This window comes from Sphingobacterium lactis, from assembly GCF_011046555.1.
In the GTDB taxonomy this organism is placed as follows: Bacteria; Bacteroidota; Bacteroidia; order Sphingobacteriales; family Sphingobacteriaceae; genus Sphingobacterium; species Sphingobacterium lactis.
In genome coordinates this window covers 639,341-659,345 of sequence record NZ_CP049246.1, presented here as the reverse complement: position 1 = coordinate 659,345, position 20,005 = coordinate 639,341, and the positions used below count along the sequence as shown (strand labels likewise).

The 20,005-nt window shown below is 45.2% G+C and carries 18 protein-coding genes and 1 tRNA gene; 8 read left to right on the top strand and 11 right to left on the bottom strand.

What is annotated here, in order from left to right; translation table 11 throughout:
- Positions 1-50 precede the first annotated feature (50 nt).
- Positions 51-629, bottom strand: a complete 579-nt coding sequence (locus tag G6N79_RS02920) for a LemA family protein (RefSeq protein WP_103906495.1) — start codon at positions 627-629, stop codon at positions 51-53.
- A 149-nt stretch (positions 630-778) separates the two neighbouring features.
- Between G6N79_RS02920 and G6N79_RS02915 the strand changes: the two genes are divergently transcribed.
- From G6N79_RS02915 to G6N79_RS02905, 3 genes are all read left to right on the top strand, one after another.
- Positions 779-2,320, top strand: a complete 1,542-nt coding sequence (locus G6N79_RS02915) for an NAD(P)/FAD-dependent oxidoreductase (protein WP_103906494.1) — start codon at positions 779-781, stop codon at positions 2,318-2,320.
- Positions 2,321-2,401: 81 nt separating this feature from the next.
- Positions 2,402-2,477: transfer RNA gene (locus G6N79_RS02910), tRNA-Gly, on the top strand.
- Between the two features lie 43 nt (positions 2,478-2,520).
- Positions 2,521-2,964: a PH domain-containing protein gene (locus tag G6N79_RS02905; RefSeq protein WP_103906493.1), complete on the top strand. Its 444-nt coding sequence runs from the start codon at positions 2,521-2,523 to the stop codon at positions 2,962-2,964.
- Positions 2,965-2,987: 23 nt separating this feature from the next.
- Here the strand turns inward: G6N79_RS02905 and G6N79_RS02900 are convergent, their stop codons facing one another.
- From G6N79_RS02900 to sufB, 4 genes are all read right to left on the bottom strand, one after another.
- Positions 2,988-4,226, bottom strand: a complete 1,239-nt coding sequence (locus tag G6N79_RS02900; protein WP_103906492.1) for an MFS transporter — start codon at positions 4,224-4,226, stop codon at positions 2,988-2,990.
- 232 nt (positions 4,227-4,458) lie between these two features.
- A complete protein-coding gene (sufD, locus tag G6N79_RS02895; protein ID WP_103906491.1) occupies positions 4,459-5,766 on the bottom strand; it encodes a Fe-S cluster assembly protein SufD in 1,308 nt (435 codons plus the stop codon).
- 48 nt (positions 5,767-5,814) lie between these two features.
- Positions 5,815-6,573, bottom strand: coding sequence for a Fe-S cluster assembly ATPase SufC (gene sufC, locus G6N79_RS02890; protein WP_103906686.1), 759 nt, complete (start codon positions 6,571-6,573; stop codon positions 5,815-5,817).
- Between the two features lie 63 nt (positions 6,574-6,636).
- Positions 6,637-8,088, bottom strand: coding sequence for a Fe-S cluster assembly protein SufB (gene sufB / locus G6N79_RS02885; protein ID WP_103906490.1), 1,452 nt, complete (start codon positions 8,086-8,088; stop codon positions 6,637-6,639).
- Positions 8,089-8,414: 326 nt separating this feature from the next.
- On the opposite strand from sufB, the gene G6N79_RS02880 reads away from it, so the two are divergent.
- Both G6N79_RS02880 and G6N79_RS02875 read left to right on the top strand, forming a co-directional pair.
- Positions 8,415-8,885: an Lrp/AsnC family transcriptional regulator gene (locus G6N79_RS02880; RefSeq protein ID WP_103906489.1), complete on the top strand. Its 471-nt coding sequence runs from the start codon at positions 8,415-8,417 to the stop codon at positions 8,883-8,885.
- Positions 8,886-8,895: 10 nt separating this feature from the next.
- On the top strand, positions 8,896-9,960 hold the full coding sequence (locus tag G6N79_RS02875; protein ID WP_103906488.1) for a DUF6695 family protein: 1,065 nt from the start codon (positions 8,896-8,898) through the stop codon (positions 9,958-9,960).
- A gap of 27 nt (positions 9,961-9,987) precedes the next feature.
- On the opposite strand, the gene ung is transcribed toward G6N79_RS02875, so the two are convergent.
- On the bottom strand, positions 9,988-10,659 hold the full coding sequence (gene ung, locus G6N79_RS02870) for a uracil-DNA glycosylase (RefSeq protein ID WP_103906487.1): 672 nt from the start codon (positions 10,657-10,659) through the stop codon (positions 9,988-9,990).
- A gap of 97 nt (positions 10,660-10,756) precedes the next feature.
- Between ung and G6N79_RS02865 the strand changes: the two genes are divergently transcribed.
- Entirely contained in the window at positions 10,757-11,296 is a 540-nt protein-coding gene (locus tag G6N79_RS02865) for a tetratricopeptide repeat protein (RefSeq protein ID WP_103906486.1), read from the top strand.
- A gap of 147 nt (positions 11,297-11,443) precedes the next feature.
- Here G6N79_RS02865 and G6N79_RS02860 read toward each other — a convergent pair whose 3' ends face one another.
- From G6N79_RS02860 to G6N79_RS02845, 4 genes are all read right to left on the bottom strand, one after another.
- On the bottom strand, positions 11,444-11,911 hold the full coding sequence (locus G6N79_RS02860; protein WP_103906485.1) for a hypothetical protein: 468 nt from the start codon (positions 11,909-11,911) through the stop codon (positions 11,444-11,446).
- 10 nt (positions 11,912-11,921) lie between these two features.
- Positions 11,922-12,395: a DUF4293 domain-containing protein gene (locus G6N79_RS02855; RefSeq protein ID WP_103906484.1), complete on the bottom strand. Its 474-nt coding sequence runs from the start codon at positions 12,393-12,395 to the stop codon at positions 11,922-11,924.
- 88 nt (positions 12,396-12,483) lie between these two features.
- Positions 12,484-14,478 (bottom strand): sensor histidine kinase, encoded by a 1,995-nt coding sequence (locus tag G6N79_RS02850; RefSeq protein ID WP_103906483.1) that lies wholly within the window; start codon positions 14,476-14,478, stop codon positions 12,484-12,486.
- An 81-nt stretch (positions 14,479-14,559) separates the two neighbouring features.
- A complete protein-coding gene (locus tag G6N79_RS02845; RefSeq protein ID WP_103906482.1) occupies positions 14,560-15,009 on the bottom strand; it encodes a hypothetical protein in 450 nt (149 codons plus the stop codon).
- 96 nt (positions 15,010-15,105) lie between these two features.
- On the opposite strand from G6N79_RS02845, the gene truA reads away from it, so the two are divergent.
- Both truA and G6N79_RS02835 read left to right on the top strand, forming a co-directional pair.
- Positions 15,106-16,017, top strand: coding sequence for a tRNA pseudouridine(38-40) synthase TruA (gene truA, locus G6N79_RS02840; RefSeq protein ID WP_394341706.1), 912 nt, complete (start codon positions 15,106-15,108; stop codon positions 16,015-16,017).
- Position 16,018: 1 nt separating this feature from the next.
- Positions 16,019-17,785 carry an ABC transporter ATP-binding protein gene (locus G6N79_RS02835; protein ID WP_103906481.1) on the top strand — a complete coding sequence of 589 codons (1,767 nt, stop codon included), beginning with the start codon at positions 16,019-16,021 and terminating at the stop codon, positions 17,783-17,785.
- A 128-nt stretch (positions 17,786-17,913) separates the two neighbouring features.
- Here the strand turns inward: G6N79_RS02835 and G6N79_RS02830 are convergent, their stop codons facing one another.
- Entirely contained in the window at positions 17,914-19,947 is a 2,034-nt protein-coding gene (locus G6N79_RS02830; protein ID WP_234993203.1) for a M3 family metallopeptidase, read from the bottom strand.
- Positions 19,948-20,005 lie beyond the last annotated feature (58 nt).

The following is a 20,005-nucleotide window of genomic DNA, read 5'->3' as shown; positions in this document are numbered from 1 at the left end:
GCCCCCCAAACATTCATCTTTACGTGATATTAACAACAATAAAAAATTCATTAAAACTGAACGGTAGGCGCCTTGTCAGATCCTTCAGTAGCCTTGAATGTACCTTTAGCCTTGAATCCGAAAATACCTGCCATAATGTTGTTCGGGAAGCTACGCACCGTCGTGTTGTAATCCTGAACAGCTTCATTATACGCTCGGCGTTCTACAGAGATGCGATTTTCCGTGCCTTCCAATTGTGCCTGCAACTCCTGAAAGTTCGCATTTGCTTTCAAATCAGGGTATGATTCCACGCTAACCAATAAACGGCCTAAGGATTGGGAAAGACCATCCTGTGCTTGTTGGAAATTTGCAATCGACTCTTCTGTCAAGTTATTCGGGTCAACCTGTACGGAGGTCGCTTTCGCGCGTGCCTCTGTTACAGCGGTCAGGGTTCCCTGCTCGTGTTGTGCAGCACCTTTTACGGTATTGACTAAGTTCGGGATCAAATCCGCTCTACGTTGGTAGGCATTTTCTACCTGAGCCCATTTTCCTTTTACATTTTCATCTTTTGAAACCATGGTATTGTAACCACAAGAGCTAAAAGAAAGAGCCGTAAGCAAGCCTACAAATACGATTAATAATCTTTTCATGTGTAATGTTTTTTCTAGTAATACTTAAAAGTAATAATTTGTTTTAATAAAGGCAGTATCAAACCACATACCAATCCTGAATATTGAAGAAATAATGTCAGTTTTTGATATCTTTGCGTAAAATTTTGGGATAAAACCCCAACAGGCATATGCAGAAAGAAATTGAAATCGCCTTGATTCCTGCGGAAGTGCAGGATGAGCAGCGCATCCTATCCGAGGGGGCAAAGAAGCTCCGTATTCCAGAAAAACGTATCCAGGGTTTCCATGTCCGCAAGCGGTCCATCGACGCGCGAGGTCGGCAGGTACTCTTCCGTATGCGGGTGGTCTACTTTATCGATGAGCCAGCGGCCGCGCCGGTGTATGCAACAAAGCTTCAGTCGGTTCAGGATGCTGAGCCGGTCATTATTATTGGCGCTGGTCCAGCAGGTCTTTTTGCAGCATACCGCTGTTTGGAATTGGGATTAAAACCGATTGTTGTGGAACGGGGGAAACAGGTGAAAGACCGCCGCCGTGATCTGGCCAAGATCAATCGTGAAGGATTGGTGAATCCCGAATCCAACTATTGCTTCGGTGAAGGTGGCGCTGGGACCTATTCCGATGGAAAACTCTATACCCGGTCCAATAAGCGAGGGGATGTGCAGCAGGTCCTTTCCATATTCGTAGAACATGGAGCGCCTGAAGATATCATGGTGGATGCACGCCCACATATTGGTACCAATAAACTTCCCCATATCATTGAAAGCATTCGCGAGCGTATATTGGAATACGGTGGAGAGGTGCATTTCGACTGCAAGGTAACCGATATCATCGAACAGTTTGGGCATGTGCAAGGTGTTCACACAACAACGGCGGGCACCCTGCATGCCAAGCATGTCGTGGTTGCAACGGGCCATTCCGCACGGGATATCTTTGAGCTCTTCCGTTCCAAGGGCTGGTTGTTGGAAGCCAAGCCGTTTGCCTTGGGGGTCCGTATTGAGCATCCACAGGAAGTTATCGACCAGGCGCAGTACCATTGTTCCGTACGTCCTGAAAACCTTCCGCCAGCGTATTACAGTTTGGTCGAACAGGTGGACGGGAGAGGGGTGTTCTCCTTCTGTATGTGCCCGGGAGGGATTATTGCCCCCTGCGCGACAGATGCGGATGAAATCGTAGTGAACGGTTGGTCGCCCTCCAAACGAAATAACCCACATGCCAACTCGGGTACCGTTATCCAGATCAATTTGGAAGACGTAGTGGGTGCTGATCAAGATCCCTTTGCGCTTCTGGCATTCCAGCGTCAAATCGAACAACGGGCCTTTACCCTGGGCGGTGGCCAATTGGTTGCACCGGCCCAGCGCATGGTGGACTTTGTGGAAAATCGGGTGTCGATGGATTTACCGGAGAACTCCTATAAACCTGGAACACGATCGGTAGATCTTCGCGAAGTGCTGCCAAACTTTGTTCATGAAGCCCTCCGTGGGGCCTTGCCTATCTTTGGAAAGAAGATGAAAGGCTATTACAGCAATGAGGCCATCCTGGTCGGGGTAGAATCGCGGACGTCCTCGCCAATTCGTATTCCGAGAGATAAAGATACGCTGCAACATCCGCAAGTAGCTGGTTTATACCCTTGTGCTGAAGGAGCAGGCTATGCCGGTGGGATCGTCTCGGCCGCAATCGACGGAATGAACTGCATCGATGCAATAAAAAGATAAAGCAGCTACAGAAAAATTTTCAAAAAAATCCGCGTTAATGTTGTCAATAAACAAAATAATCGTATTTTTGTAGCACTTCAAGCGAAAGTAGCTCAGTTGGTAGAGCACAACCTTGCCAAGGTTGGGGTCGCGAGTTCGAATCTCGTCTTTCGCTCCACTAAAAAGCTTCCGATTTTCGGAAGCTTTTTGTATTTTTAGGTATGCCAATTCGTTACCGATCCAGATGGGAACCCTTTACCCTCTATTTTATGTGCCTGCTGATGGTTCCCTTATTTTCGATTATCCTTTTCCTGACCGATGCCAGCTTGCAGCAGTGGGGGATCTTTATGGCCTGTATATTGGGAGGTTGTACCATGTTGATCCTGATCGTATACTGGACGACCGAATATACGATTGATGGTGAATACCTCCGTTATCGTAGTTTGGTGTTTTTCGGAAAAGCCCGAATCCGGGATATCCATAAATTGGATGTGGGAAAGACCCTGCATGTGGGCATGCGCCCAGCAATTGCCAGACACGGTATAATTGTGTATTATAACAGGTACGATGAATTCTATATCTCTCCAACGGATAATGTATCCTTTGTGCAGGAGCTTCTGAAAATCAATCCAGCTATACAAGTAACTTACCATACAAAGAAATAGCCCGTCGCTTTGACGGGCTATTTTTATGAATTTACCTGTTCGGTATTTCTATTTTCTCCAAGCAGCATTAAGCTTGGGGTCATAAACGATACGATCCCCAGTAGGATACATAATCCTCCGGCAATGATAAAGGCATTGGCCACACCGATGGAATCTGCAATATTTCCGGCAAAGAGCAGCCCGATTAGGCTAGGTATGATAGCAAAGCTAAAGTAGAGCGAGAATACCCGCCCCAGCATATTCGGTGCAATCTGTTCCTGAATGATGGTCATAAATACAGCACTGAAGATGGACATTGCCGCACCCCCGAACCCAGTCAGAGCAACGAATATGATGAACATTTTTGCGGGCAATATACCCGATAGCACAAAGGTCAATCCTAGCAGGATATGCATGCAGTTCAGCATCAACACCTTTCGGTAAGTTACTTTGAAAATGCTCAATAGCGATCCGCCGATGAGCATGCCAATGCCCCAGATGATTTCGATGACACTCATTTCGAACTTATCGCCACCGAAATGTTCGATCGTCATCAGTGGAAACATGATGGCAACCGGCATAATACCCATTGTCGCAATGATCGAGTAAAGGAACATCCTGTTGAGTCCCTTATTCTCGTGTATCGCCAGGAATCCAAGTTTTAGATCGCGCCATACCTGGTGGATGGACGCTTTACTGTCTGACTTGATATACGGTATGCTGATAAACAGCAAACTGATGATGGCGAATGCAGCACCTATCACATCCAGGTAAAGGACTTGGTTAATGGGCAGATTGGCGATGGCCAGGGCTCCCAAAGCTGGTCCGGCAATGCTGCTGACCGACTGAAGGATCTGGTTGATTCCCGACACCCGAAGCAATTCGTCTTCAGGGACGATCAATGGCGCAATGGCCTGCATAGCTGGCTGGTGAAATGCGGAACCCAGGGAACGGCAGACCATCAACAGGTACATGAGGTCTAGCTGAATGTTCCCATCTCGCAGCGTAAAGGTCATTAATAGCGTACAGGTTGCAATAAAGGCATCTGCAAAGATCATGACTTTCTTGCGGTCCCAGCGGTCGATATATACGCCTGCAAAGGGGCCGATCATCGCTTGCGGAAGCAGCGCAGCAATGGCTGCATAGGCAAGCACTTCGGCGGATTTGAATTCCAGACTAAGCCAGATGATAATCGCGAAGTTTACGGCAGAGCTACTTATCAGTGAGACAAATTGCCCTACCCATATATAGATATAGGTTTTGAACCAATGTTTCTTTTCCATGAAATTAAAATTGAATATATACGAAAATAAACCAGGAAGTAGATTCGCTGGTCCTTACTAAGTTCCCAAAGGGAATAGCTAACTCAGTAAAGCAAAGGGCTTTTGATCAATGCCGTATAATTGCACGTGTTCATGGTTCAAAGGTAATGCAATTCCCTTAAAATTATTGGGTAAAATAAAAAAAGCGTTCTAGTTTGCACCAGAACGCCTTATTACTAAAACTACACTACTATTATTTCTTTTCCAGACCTTTTGCTACGCGTTCTTCCACAAAGTTTCTCACGGCTTCATTGGAGAAACGGGTCGTCACGTCGAAAGCAAAAGCGTGCACCAATAAAATGCGTGCACTTTCTTCACCAATACCACGCGCACGGAGGTAGAACAATGCGTCGTCATCAAATTGCCCCATGGTACATCCATGTGAACATTTCACGTCGTCAGCAAATATCTCCAATTGCGGTTTGGTGTACACCGTTGACTTATCGCCAATCAACATATTGTTGTTCTGTTGGAAGGCATTCGTCTTCTGTGCGTCCTCGCGAACGAAGATCTTACCGTTGAAGACGGCAATGGATTCGTCCTGAGGGATATTCTTGTACCATTCGTAGGATTCACAGTGTGGTTTCATGTGATCTACAACGGTATGGTTATCGACAAATTGCTTGTCCGCCAATAGGTTGATACCGTATAGGTGGGACTCCACTTGCTCGGCATCCAGGCGCACATTGATGTCATTGCGAACAAAGGAAACGCCAGGGAAGTTACAGTTGTAGTTGTTGTACAAGCTATGCTTCGTCTGGTAAACTTCAATGTGGTTGATGTAGTGGCTTTTTTCCGTAGCCAACTGCAGGTAATAATGCTGAAGTTTGGCATTTTCTTCCACCACGATCTCGGTTACCTTGTTGTTCAGGTTGAATGCTGAGCCATCAAGACACACAAATGTTTCGATGATCTCCGCTTCTGCATTTTGTTCAAGGACAAAAAGATTACGTGTCTGCGCAAAGAAATCCTGACTTCCTGTAGCGACATGGACAATCTGTATCGGTTTGGATACCACTTTGTTCTTGTTCACCTGAAGGAAGATTCCCGACGTGTGGAATGCCGTGTTTAGCGCGACCATTGCGCTTTCTGTCTTGTCGGCATGCTTGGCAAAATGTTGCTGGAACTGCGGTTCATCCTGTGCTTCCTCGATAGGTTTCACGATCAGGCCGATTTCATCCTCAAGGGAGGAGAATGCCAGAACATATTGCCCATTGATCAATACGATCCGGTGCGCATCCAATTCAGGGATGTCGGCCGCCCGCAGATCAATGTTCGATACATCCACGTCCTCATTCAACAGGTACGTCCTGTTGATCAAACTGTGGATATTGGTATATTTCCAGTCCTCATTCTTTACAGTCGGGAAACCCTGCGATGAAAAATGTGCAAAGGCCTCTTCGCGAAGCGCCTTTACAGCTGCTGTATCGTTGCTGGTTTCCAATTCCTGAAATGTTGAAGTCAACTGTTGGAATAAGGAGTTTGCTACTAGTGTACTCATGTTATTTGTTATCAATCCGCTCATTACCTCGTTTCTTTAATCGACCGATTAGGCATTCTGCGTATCTAATTCTTTTAACCAGTCGTAACCTTTTTCTTCTAATTCTAATGCCAATTCCTTTGGTCCCGATTTTACGATGCGACCATTGTGCAGGACATGCACGAAATCAGGCACGATATAATCCAACAGACGTTGGTAGTGGGTAATCACAATGAATGCATTGTCCTTGCTGCGCAAGCTGTTCACTCCGTTTGCCACAATACGCAATGCATCGATGTCAAGACCAGAATCCGTTTCGTCCAAGATGGATAACTTCGGATTCAACATCGCCAATTGGAAAATCTCATTACGTTTTTTCTCACCGCCTGAAAAGCCTTCGTTCAAAGAACGGTTAGCCAGGTTTGCAGAGAATTCGACCAACTTCTGTTTCTCTTTTACCATCTGCAAGAATTCTTTGGCTTCCATTGGCGGAAGGCCTTTATACTCACGGATGTCGTTCACCGCAGTTTTCAAGAAGTTGATATTGGATACTCCTGGGATTTCCACAGGATATTGAAAGGCAAGGAATAGACCTTCACGAGCACGGTCTTCAGGGGATAGATCCAATAGATCCACGCCGTCAAGGTTGGCTTCGCCTTCGGTCACTTCATAGGCATCCCTACCGGCCAATACATTGCCCAACGTGCTCTTTCCAGCACCGTTTGGCCCCATAATGGCATGTACTTCACCTGCTTTAACCTCTAAATTTAATCCTTTTAATATTTGTTTGTCGTCGATTGACGCATGCAAATTCTTAATGCTTAACATATTCTTTTTGTTGCGTATAGTGTGTTCGGGCATCTGCACGCCCAATCAATTCCTTCTAATTTATTATCCTACCGATCCTTCAAGGGAGATCGCCAAAAGTTTTTGTGCCTCTACGGCAAATTCCATTGGCAATTGGTTCAATACCTCCTGGGCATAACCGTTCACGATTAGGCCAACGGCTTTTTCTGAATCGATACCACGTTGGTTGAGATAGAACACTTGGTCCTCACCAATTTTCGATGTTGTGGCTTCATGCTCCAACTGTGCACTTTTGTTCTTGCTCTCGATGTATGGGAAGGTATGTGCCCCACAGCGATCGCCAATCAACAAGCTATCACATTGCGTAAAGTTTCTAGAGTTGTCTGCATTTGGACCGATACGGACCAATCCACGGTAACTGTTGTGGCTGAATCCTGCCGAGATCCCTTTGGAGATGATCTTCGAACGGGTATTCTTACCCAGGTGGATCATTTTGGTTCCTGTATCGGCAACCTGTCTGTTCCGGGTCATTGCCACAGAATAGAATTCGCCAACGGAGTGGTCCCCTTTAAGAATAACACCCGGATACTTCCATGTAATCGCCGAGCCTGTTTCCACTTGCGTCCAGGAAATCTTGGAGTGGTTGCCCTTACAGATACCACGCTTGGTAACGAAGTTGTAGATTCCACCTTTTCCATCCTTATCGCCAGGATACCAGTTCTGCACTGTTGAATATTTGATCTCTGCATTGGTGTTGGCAATCAGCTCAACAACCGCTGCGTGCAATTGATTTTCATCACGCATCGGTGCGGTACACCCTTCCAGATAAGATACATAGGAATCATCATCGGCGATGATCAGCGTGCGCTCAAACTGTCCGGTGTTCTGTGCATTGATACGGAAATAAGTCGATAGCTCCATTGGACAACGAACGCCCTTTGGAATGTATACGAAAGACCCATCGGAAAACACTGCCGAGTTCAAAGCAGCGTAGATGTTGTCGGTCTGCGGTACAACAGTACCTAAATATTGCTTAACCAGCTCAGGATGCTCCTGAACAGCTTCGCCGAACGAGCAGAAAATAACGCCCTGCTCCTTTAATTTCTCACGGAAGGTAGTCTTTACGGACACGGAGTCGAAAACGGCATCCACCGCTACTACACCCGCCAGGATCTTCTGTTCATCTAAAGGAATACCCAACTTTTCAAAAGTCGATAGCAATTCCGGATCAACTTCATCCATGCTCTCCAATTGTTTCTTGGGCTTAGGTGCAGCGTAATAGGAAATGTCCTGGAAATCCACCTCGGGATTCTCAAAGTTCTGCCAAGTCGGCATGCTCATCTTCAAGAAGTGGTGGTACGCCTTTAGACGCCATTCCAAAAGCCATTCCGGTTCATTTTTCTTCTTCGAAATAAAGCGCACGGTGTCCTCATTAAGACCTTTCGCGGCAATCTCCATCTCGATATCTGTCGTAAAACCGTACTTATATTCTTCGAGCTCTAACTCTTTCAGTAAATCGTCATCTTTGGTGCTCATATCTCTTTCACTTTAAAAATGGGATTGGACCCAATGGTTTTGATTCGCAAAGTTACGACTTATTAAGCAGAAAAACGCTTATTTCCGCTTCTTCCTAAATGGTTTTTCATAAAAAAAATGACAAATGTCATTTATCAACCCTTTGGGGCTATTTAGAATGTTTATATTTTGACAATAGCATGATTCTAATAGCTGTTGTTTATTAATTGTTACAAACATTATAATTTATATCTATTGCAAAGCGTACCAATAATGTGGCATTGAAAAAAGTATTAAACCAAATTTAATTTTGTATATTTAGCGTTCTTTAATTTTATATAAAGCCTATGTCTTACCAACCTGATAAAACGGACTTGAAGATTCTGAAACTATTGCAAGAGAATGGTCGAATCACCAATTTGCAATTGGCCACCAATATTGGGTTATCCCCAGCACCAACCTTGGAGAGGGTTCGGAAATTGGAGAATTCTGGGTTCATTAAGAGTTACCATGCCTTTGTGGATGAGGAGAAATTAGGCCTGGGCATCAAATCTTTTATACAGGTTTCATTGGATTTCCATACCCATAACGCGATTCCCGAATTTGTGGAAGCCGTGCGCGCCATCCCCGAAGTGACCGAGTGTCATCACGTGACGGGCAATTGCGACTTTATGCTCAAGGTGTATGTGAAGGATATCAAGGCATATGAGGCAGTCATCATGGAGAAGATTTCCAAGATTCCGTTCGTGAAAACTTTCCAGACCATGATGATCATGTCAACAAGTAAAAAAGAACCAATCGTTCCCCTAGAATATTAATTTATTTGGAATGGCCTATCAGGATTTTGCAATCATTTTAACATGGCCGGATGCGACCATCCGAGGTGACGAGCAATGGATGATGTTCTTTAAGAAGATCGGCCTTGTGAAAAACCTTAATTTTAAAGTTGGCCATACAGGCGTTGTTCTGGTGAATCACCAGACCGGTGAAATGCTGTTCTATGATTTCGGTCGGTACATTACGCCGAGAGGTTATGGAAGGGCGCGTTCTAAGGATTCAGATCCCCTGCTGACCATTTCCCTAAAAGCGGTCATCAACAATGGTCAGGTGCAGAACATTGAAGAAATCGTAAGGTACTTTGAGGATATGAAAGCGGCCATGTATGGGGAAGGTCGATTGTTTTTCTCAATCGCCAAGGAGATTGATTTCGGTATTGCCAAAGCGTATGGCGACCAGTGCGTCATGGAGGGTACTTACCCATACGGGGCCGTGGCACGGAATAATAACAACTGCTCCCGATTCATTACCCGCATGCTCATGAAAGCTTCCGATAAATACCACTTCTGGCACGGCATCAACCTGCCCGAGACCATAAAGGCGAGCCCCATCAGCAACGTTGTGAATGCCTGCCGCGATCGCGTAGTTAGCAGCTATACGCCGGAAGAAGGTGTGCGGACCTTTCGGATGAACCGTTGGCAATCCTTTTTCTTCCTGGTAAAGCAACTTGGAGACAATGTTTTCCGACGCAAAGCCAGTCTCTTGCCCAATGATATCATTATTGGGGCTGTTCAGTTTGGCTCCAAGCCAATTGCGGTGCCGAAACAGGCCAAGTATCTGGGTGGAGTAGGAGATGGTGCCTGGTATTTCCTGAATGAACGGCCCGATGCGCACATTGAGATTTCCAGATACAGTACCCAAGGTTACCTGGAATATGTTGTCCTCGGTGAAGCGACCAGTCCAATAGATTTCCATGCCGATTGGGATATCACCTATGATAGTCACCTGTTGTTCACCCATATCATCCAGAATGGGCAGAAAATAAAAATCAAGCATCTCGAAATCCTGCCGATAGAGGATTTCCGCTATAAAAATCTTGCTGAGCGTTATGCGTAAAGTGTGGCTCGGGACCGAAAGCAAATATTAAACCTGCCAATCGATTTCTGGTTTTCCATGCGCACGCAGATACGCATTCGCTTTGGAGAATGGTGCAGATCCGTAAAATCCACGGTATACCGAGAGCGGGGAAGGATGGACTGATGTTAGCACCAGATGCTTGTCCTGATCGATCAATACGGATTTTTTTTGCGCGTAACTTCCCCAAAGCATAAAGACCACATGTTCCGTGCGGTCGGAGATGCCCTTTATGATTTCATCCGTAAAGTATTCCCAACCTTTTTTCTGATGTGACCCTGCAGCATGCGCCCGTACGGTAAGTGTTGCATTGAGCAGCAGGACACCTTGTGTTGCCCATTTGGTCAGGTTGCCGTGATTAGGCACCTGAAAACCCGGGATATCGGTGCTCAACTCGGCATAAATGTTCCGTAGGCTTGGCGGAATGGCGATCCCTTCGGGAACAGAAAAAGATAGCCCATGAGCCTGTCCATCGTTGTGGTAGGGGTCCTGTCCAAGGATAACAACTTTCAGGTTTTGAAGAGGGGTTAACCTGAATGCCTGAAAGACCAGCTCCCGAGGCGGGAAGACAGTATGGCCTTGTCGCTCCGCCTGTACAAAGGTCGATAGCGCTTTTAACTTTGGTGTTTCAAAAAGTGGGTCGATTAACTGCCCCCACGAGGCATCATAGCGGTCTGACATCATTTCAGCTTAAAAAATTACATTATTTTGCTGCAAACAAGTTGTATAACACAGCAAATTAACGGATATTTGCAAACTTACAGCATTCAGTATAATTATGTCAAATATAGTTCGTATTATCATTTGTAGTTTAATGGTTATTGGCACCGTGGCATTGTTCTGGTTTGGGCAATGGGGGTGGGGTATCTTGGCCATTTTGGTAACCATTATCGCTTGGATAACCGTTTTCTTTAATGAAAAAATGCTTATTGCACAATGGTTCCTACGCAAGGAGCGGATGGATAAAGCAGAAGTGTGGTTGAACAAAATCAAGAACTACGAAAAGGAGTTGGTTTCCGCTCAGCATGGTTATTACCATATGCTCTTGGGATTGATCGAATCACAGCGTGCACCGTTACAATCCGAGAAATTCTTCAAGAAAGCTTTACAGATGGGCTTGCACATGGACCACAATGTGGCACTTGCCAAATTAAGTTTGGCAGGAATCGCCATGGCGAAACGCAACAAGCGCGAAGCTGAGAAATTGTTGGCCGAAGCGAAGAAAGCCGACAAGAATAAATTGCTGGAGGAGCAAATTAAAATGATGAAATCACAAATGGGAATGATGGACAAACAACAATTCCGTTATTCCAGATAGACATTGAACATATAACAAGAAAAGGAGATGCCAAAAGCATCTCCTTTTCTTTTGACCGGATGTGCTCCATCCGGATTGTTGCGGCTACCTGCGCAAGTATGCTGGTTCATTTCGGGCGCAGGACTTTTGTTACCTTTGTCCGAAATATTATTCTTTATCCAGGTCGATGTAAGCCTCCAGAAATTGCCCTTCATCATCCAGTGCATTGAACACCAGCTTCAAGAGCTTGGCCTGCTTAATTTCTTCCGTTAGCGGAGAAAGTTTGATTTTAATGGCAGCAGGTTTGTCCTGATGCAGCAGGAAGTTGAGGTAGTTCTGCCGGTCATCCAAGTTGACAATCACTCGATCCATCTGTGCGGTGGTTAACATATGCGATTGTTCTTCACTATCGATTATTGCCGAAGCGAATACATTCAATCGAAATTCTCGAGGGTTCTTGTCGTAGGAAATGACGAACACATCGATTACCAAGCTGTCGCCGGAAGTGGTGACCGAATGGAGGTCAAACTGTATATCATCGACTACATTCAGTGTCGTATCCTGTTCTTGGGCAAAGCCCAAATGTGGTATGGTCAGTGCCAGGGCAAAAAACAGGCTGAGAAAGATATTTTTCATTGTATGTGAATTAACGTAGTCTGTCCGCAGATTTGATTAACTTTTCGTCGTTGCGGATACCACGGATAGCGAAGCTCAAACATAAGATGGATACCGGCAATAGGAAAAATCCGATCCCGATATTGCTGGCATTAATATGTTGATTGATTAAGCCCAAGATATTGTTCGCGTGGATGAACATCCAGATGGCAAACAAACAGATCAGCACCACCTGTACGAAGATGAGCTTGAGCTGCAACTTGCGGTTTTTATATTGAAAGATAATCAACAGAGGGATCAGCGCCAATACGACGGTAGCAATGGTCATCAATAAAGATCCGGATTCCTTGTTCGTCACGTTGTTCGCCGAGGAATAAACACCGGTTACATAAATGTTCTTGCCCAACCCGACCAGGTCGATGTAGCTTACGTAGGGGAATAGAAATAAACCCAAGAGGACGATGCTTGAAACTAAAAGCCAAATGGATTGGATGCGCTGTATCATATGTATAGTTTATTTATTCACAAATATAATACAAACAAAGGAAAATGGTTTTGGTTTAGCCTTCGGAATGCGACATTCAGGAAAATAATCATACGAACAGCTCAATATCCACACTTGTGCCGCGTCCCTCTTCGGAACGGATGTCCAATTTTCCATGCAGATAGTTGACCCGGATCTTAACATTGTTAAGGCCTACACCGACTTTTGACTCCTCATCAAGGATTTCCATCGGGAAGCCCACACCATTATCTTCTACCGTAATAAAGACCATGTGATCCTCCAAGCTGGCCTGTACGAGAATATTGCTTGCAAAAGAGTGCTTCAGCGAGTTGTAGAGCAATTCCTGGATTATGCGGTAAATATGTGTCTGTTGGTCCATCGAGAGGTCTCGGAAGGAGCCGTATAATTGGAGTTCGATTTTGGTCTGCGGGTTCTGCAGGCTCTTGCACAGATCTTCCAGGGATATTTCCAGACCAAACCGGCGCAATGCTTCAGGCATCAGGTTGTGCGAAATACGGCGCATTTCGGAAATAGCATAGTCCATATCCTTTAACACCGAATCGACCCGATCGTTTGGCTGGGAAAGTTGGAGATCGAGTACTTTGTAACGTATGGACGCCAGGACACTACCGAGCCCATCGTGAAGGTCCCGTGAAAGCCGGTTTCTTTCTTTTTCCTCCCCTTGGAGCATCGCATCCAAGGATACCAATTTCTGTTTCTGTTTCTCCTCCTGCAGTTTCTGTAGGGCATTGATTTCCTGATGGTGCAGCAGACGCTTGTTCTTCTGATGATTTTTGAAGATAAAATAACCGATCAAGATCAGGATGGTCATGATGAGCACGATGATGATCCGTGTATTTCGGATATCACTGGCAGTTTTTTCTTTTTCAGCTAGGAGGGTTTTTATCTCATTTTCCTTCTGGAGCGATTGGTATTTGATTTCATTTGCCAGGATGGATTCCCGAATGCGGCGATTCAGCAAGGTGTCTTTCAGTACATCAGTTTGGTTCGACCAGAATACGGCCGATTTGTAATCGCCAAGGGTCTCGTAGATTCTTTTTTTGAGTGCGGAGATATTGAGGCTGTCCTGAAAAAAGCCTAAGCCAGGGTTTATCAACAGTTCATCGTTCACATCAAGATCTGCCAAGGCAGCTTTGAATTCCAGGTCGGCAAAATTTATCAGCGCACGTTGGTAGTAGTAGGAAGCAAGCTCCCGAGGGTTTACTTTTTCATTCTTTTTCAGTTCCTGAATGGCACGGTCAATTTCTGTTCTTGCCTGCCGATATTGTTTGGCGTATCTGTAGTATGCAGAAAGCACATAATGGTATTCATTGGCTGGAAGTTCGGTGCGGTGGGTGTTGAAGAATTGTCGAAAGTTCTCGATCATGGTGTTCGAGGCCTCGCGTTTTCCCGTAACACCCAAAGCGATCACCTGTAGCTTAAAGCTTTCATTCAAGATGTAAGGATCATAATTTCCCTTTTGCAAATAGGTGATGGCATTTTGCAAATAGGTGCTTGCCAACTCATATTGCAGGTTGTTCCAATAATTAAGGCCGATCTTATAGTAGACGGTGCCAATCAGGACATCATCTTTGGAGGCGACCGCTGCAGGCAGAGCGTCATTCATCAGGATTTCCAGCATCCGCATGTGGTTGTCCTGCCACTGGTAAGCTGTTGACAGCGTGTTGTAGGCACGTGCAAGGGCTAGCTTGGCTTGCGGTGTGCCGAGCGGCTTAAGCTGTTCTACTGATCGTTCCAAGAGGACAATACTCTTTGGCAGATCATAATCCATGAAAAACATACCTTCATATCGGTTTCCCAGTGCTTGGATGTATGGGGAGTTTTTTGCCAAACGCTTGCCTTGCAACAGGTATTGATGAGCTTTTGCCGAATCAGAATAGGAATAATATAGAGATAGTTCGAATAGGTCTTCCGCAACCTGTTCTGTTGATTCCTTGGTTTTCAGTTTTTGCAATAGGCTGTCAATCTCCTTTTGATAGGGGATAGGAGTCTGTAATGCGCTGCTGTAGCCACACAGGCACAGCATCAACAAGGAAAGCAAACACAGCTTGCGTAAGTTCATAGGCGTCCGTTCGAACCGGTTTCATTAAATAGAAAAGGCAGTGAGCTATCACTGCCTATGCATGATGGGTATAAAGATAAACTATTTTTCAACTTTAATGGATATCCCATCATCCTCAATCGCTTGTACTGTATCATCTGTAATCTTCGGGCTGTTCTTTTTCAACAGGTTGAGCAGGTCTTCTGAATCTCCTGAGAATTGTACAGTCAATGCAGAGCCACTAGCATTATACTTGGTCTTTACTTCGGCCACTTTTTTATTGGATTCCAGATCACTGGCCAACGATTTCAACTCCGCCAATTTCATTCCCTCGATCAATACCGTGAAAGTTGTGGCCTTAGCCCCTTTTTTGCCCATGAGACCGCCTAACTTACCACCGATGCGGTTTGCTTTTTCCGCGTTTCTATCCACTTTGTTTGAGGTGTTCTCCACTTTGTTCAGTGCACCCTCAATTTTGTCCAATAAGCCCTGTGCTCGGCTGGCCGCCGAAAAACAAAAAACAAGGGCAAGTATTAATACTAACTTTTTCATATCCAATTTTTTAAAATTTATAAAGCTAAGGTAGGGGAATTAGGGAGGGAGATAAATACCCACTTTTTAGTCAAAATTTGTACTTGAAAACCATGAATGCAGCTTGCCCTACAGCAGGTAAGTTTGCCGTATTTCCGTTGTGAAGGGCCGTTAAAAGTCAAGTTCAGCGAACGGATTATTTTTTACCGGCACTTTACTTTTACCGGTTTGCGCTATTCCATTATTAATTACCTTTGTAAAGTGGAAGAACAAATGCCCAGGTTTTTTTTAGAGATTGCCTATGATGGAACGGCCTACCACGGATGGCAGGTTCAAGATAATGCTGTTTCCGTTCAGGAGAAGCTAAATGCCGCCTTATCGGTCCTTTTGCGCACGGAAGTAGAGACTGTCGGTGCGGGGCGGACAGATGCTGGCGTTCATGCAAAACAATTGTATGTGCATTTTGACAGTGAAGCTGCAGTATTACAGAATAAGGAGAAATTTATCCACTCCCTAAATGCCCTGCTGCCATTTGATATTGCCGCATACCGGTTGATTCCTGTAGCAGCAGATGCACATGCTCGATTCGACGCCACGGAAAGGAGCTATGCCTATCACGTGCATTTCCGAAAAGATCCTTTCCGCCATTTGAAATCATGGCAACTGCGCGATACGCCCAATGCGGAGAAAATGAACATTGCTGCCCGTGATTTGTTAGGAAAGCAGGATTTCTCCTGTTTCAGCAAGTCCAATACCCAAGTATTCACAAATATTTGCGATATTAAACATGCAGAATGGCGTTGGGAAGGGGAAGATTTGGTGTTTCACATCACAGCGGACCGGTTTTTACGGAATATGGTCCGTGCCATTGTGGGGACCCTGATGGAAATCGGCCTAGGCAAGAAACCTATAGAACATATTAAAGCGGTAATTGACAGTAAGGATCGCGCAATGGCAGGAACTTCCGTTCCTGCTTGCGGCTTGTACCTGACCTCAGTTGTCTATCCGTATATCGATAATTCGAAATAGATTGGAAAAAGAAAAAATTGCAGGAAATGCTTACGACAGTAAACTATTGGGGCGATTAGCGAAATATATCCGCCCTTATAAGACTGTATTCTGGATTTCTGTGGTGCTGACGATTTTATTGGCTGCGGTAGCACCCGCCCTGCCACTGTTGGTGGAATACACCCTCGACCATTATATCCTGTCGGGAAAAAGCGAGGGCCTGACCAATATGCTGCTCCTGATGTTTGCCCTGTTGATTGCACAAACAGTGGTTCGGTATTTCCATACCTTGATGACTAACACCCTCGGGCAATCCGTCATCCGTGATATCCGGATTCAGGTATTCAATCACATTACGAACCTGCGCTTAAAATATTTCGATAATACACCTATCGGAAGATTGATCACTCGGACAATCTCCGATCTGGAAACGATAGCGAACATTTTCTCCGAAGGATTGATTCAGATCATCGGTGACCTGTTGCAGTTGGTCGTGATCCTGGGGGTAATGTTCTATACGGACTGGAAATTGACCCTAGTGGTGCTCGTGCCGATGCCGCTGATGATTGCAGCGACCTATATCTTTAAGGAGGCCATGAAATCAGCCTTTCAGAGTGTTCGATTGTGGGTTTCCAACCTGAATACGTTCTTGCAAGAGCATATTACGGGAATGAATGTGATCCAATATTTCGCTCGTGAAGATCAGGAGATGCGTAAATTCAAAGCAATCAATGCAGAACACCGGAATGCGCACATCCGTGCCAACTGGTATTTCTCTATCTTCTTTCCGGTTTTGGAAATCATTGTGGCCATTGCCACAGGTCTCTTGGTTTGGTACGGCTCCAGACAGATCTTGGCAGACGCCATTTCCCCAGGGGTCGTGGTTGCCTTTATCATGTACATCAACATGATTTTCCGGCCGATCCGCGAACTTATCGATAAGTTCAATACCCTGCAGATGGGTATGGTTTCTGCCGAACGCATCTTTGATGTACTGGATACGGATGAATTCACACCGAATGAAGGAACATATAAACCGGAACATGTTCGCGGTGAAATTACTTTTAAGCATGTATGGTTCGCTTACAATGGCGAAAAATGGGTGCTAAAGGATGTCAGCTTTCACGTGAAGCCTGGCGAGACGCTTGCACTGGTTGGAGCTACCGGCGCCGGTAAATCTTCCGTCATCAATATTTTGAGCCGATTCTATGAAATTCAGAAGGGCGAAATCTTATTGGATGGTGTTGATATCCGGGAGTATGACCTGACATTTCTACGTCAGACAATAGCTACGGTTTTGCAGGATGTCTTTCTTTTTTCGGATACCGTGCTGCACAACATCAACCTGCACAATCCCGATATTTCCTACGAACGGATCGTCGATGCTGCAAAAAAGGTAGGTGCCTACGACTTTATCATGCGTCTCCCGGGGAATTTCAATTATCAGGTTCAGGAACGTGGTTCTACCCTGTCTGCCGGACAAGCGCAGTTGATTTCCTTTATCCGTGCTTTGGTGCACGATCCGAAGATTCTCATCCTCGACGAAGCAACATCTTCCATCGATACGGAAACGGAAGGATTGATCCAGAATGCGATCGAAAACCTCATGGATGGACGGACCTCCATCGTCATTGCGCACAGGTTATCAACCATTCAGAAAGCGGATAAGATTATCGTATTGGACAAAGGGGAGATCAAGGAAATGGGTACCCATCACGAGCTCCTGGAAATGGATGGCCATTACAGAAAATTATACGATCTGCAGTTTAATTCAGCGGGTATAGGATAAGGAAATAAAGCATTGGTGTTCTTCAGGAATCCCATTGCTTAAATCCAATGCTTATCGGCTGAAGGCTATATATAAAAAGAGCGCTATTCCATGGAACAGCGCTCTTTTTATATGTGGATTGGCCGGGTTTAATTAAGGCCTCTCTTTGTCATCAAGTGAATTGGGTTTGGATCTGCACCGCGGAATTTGCGGTACATTTCAGCAGGATTTCCTGTTCCACCTCTTTCTAAGATGTGGCTGCGGAATGCTGCCGCTGTTGCTTGATCGTAAAGACCTTTTTCCTTAAATGCCGCGAAGGCGTCGGAGTCAAGTACTTCAGACCAGATGTAGCTGTAGTAACCTGCGGAGTAACCACCACTGAAAATATGCTGGAAGTAGGTACTTCTGTAGCGCGGGATAATGGCATCGATCAATCCGATCTTGCCCATCGCAGCTTTTTCGAAATCATTGGCTTTGCCTTTGATCGGACTGGTCGCACTGTGGTAGTTCATGTCCAATAGGGATGCGGCCAGGTATTCTACCGTAGCAAACCCTTGGTCAAATGTTCCTGCATTCTGCATCTTTTCGATCAAGGCATCAGGGATAGCTTCTTTGGTTTGGTAGTGTTTAGCGTATGTTTTCAACACTTCTGGGTCACTCGCCCAATTTTCCATGATCTGTGATGGCAATTCCACAAAGTCACGAGGAACAGAAGTTCCAGCTAGGCTTTTATATTTCACATTGGAGAACAAACCGTGAAGGGCATGTCCGAATTCATGGAATAAAGTGGTTGCCTCGTCAAAAGTCAATAATGCGGGGTTATCACCTACCGGTTTGGTGAAGTTACAAACAATGGAAATAACCGGAGCGATGCGTTTTCCATTTTTTCTATCCTGACTTCTGTAGGAAGTCATCCATGCGCCAGAGCGCTTGGAAGCACGTGGAAAGAAATCCGCATACAACAATCCCAAATGTGATCCGTCTTTATCGCGTACTTCATAAACTTCTACCTCAGGATGGTAAACTGGAACATTGTTCAAGGCTACGAAAGTTAATCCCCACAATTTGTTCGCTGTGGCAAAAGCTCCTTCACGCACATCCGCTAAACTGAAATAAGGTTTGATTTCCTCTTCGTTCAGCGCAAAACGCTTCTGACGGATTTTTTCTTGGTAATAACGCCAATCGTATGGAGCAACCTGGAAGGTGTCCTTGGCAGCATCGATCTCTTTTTGGATATCTGCGGCTTCCAGTTTTGCCTTTTGCAAAGCTGGTGCCCATAGTTTGTTCAACAAGGCATTTACATTGGTGGGGTTCTCCGCCATGGATTCTTCCAGAACATAAGCTGCATGTGAGCTATAACCCAATAATTTTGCTTTCTCCAAACGGTAATTGGCGATCTTCACCAAGATATCGTTGGTGTCATTTCCATTGCCGTTATTGCCTCGCATTTGGTAAGCATTCCAGATTTCTTTGCGTAACGCTCTATTGTCGGCATATTGTAGGAAAGGCATAACCGAAGGGTTCTGTAAAGTAAACACCCATTTGCCTTCTTTACCTTTGGTCTTTGCTTCTGCAGCTGCCGCTTCTCTTATTTCTTTGGGTAAGCCTGCAAGATCTTCTTCCTTGTCAATGACCAATTCATAAGCATTGCTCTCTGCCAATAAATTTTGACCATACGTCGTGGACAATACAGAAAGCTCTGCGTTGATTTTCTTTAAGCGTTCTTTATCCTTGTCGTTCAAGTTCGCGCCTGAACGGACAAAACCCTTGTAGGTTTCCTCCAACAGCTTTTGGTCTTCCGCATCCAGACCTAGATTGTCCTTCTGCTCGTAAACTGTTTTCACGCGTTTGAACAACTCCGGGTTCAAATTGATCTCATCATTGTGTGCTGATAGAACGGGTGCAAGATCCTTCGCGATCGCTTGGATGGTGTCGTTGGTGTTTGCACTGTTCAGGTTGAAGAATACCGTCGAAACGCGACCCAACAATTGCCCTGCGTGTTCTAGCGCAACAATTGTATTTTCAAAAGACGGTGCGGCATCGATTTTAACGATGGAGTCGATTTCTGCCTCGTGAATGCGTAATGCCTCTTTGAAGGCAGGTCTGAAGTGCTCATCCTTAATCAGGTCGAAAGGAGGGACTTCAAAGTTCGTTTCGTACTTGGCTAATAATGGATTTTTCAAATCAACAGTTTCTTGTTTTTTAGTTTCGTTGTTACACCCTACTAACATGCTGGCAATA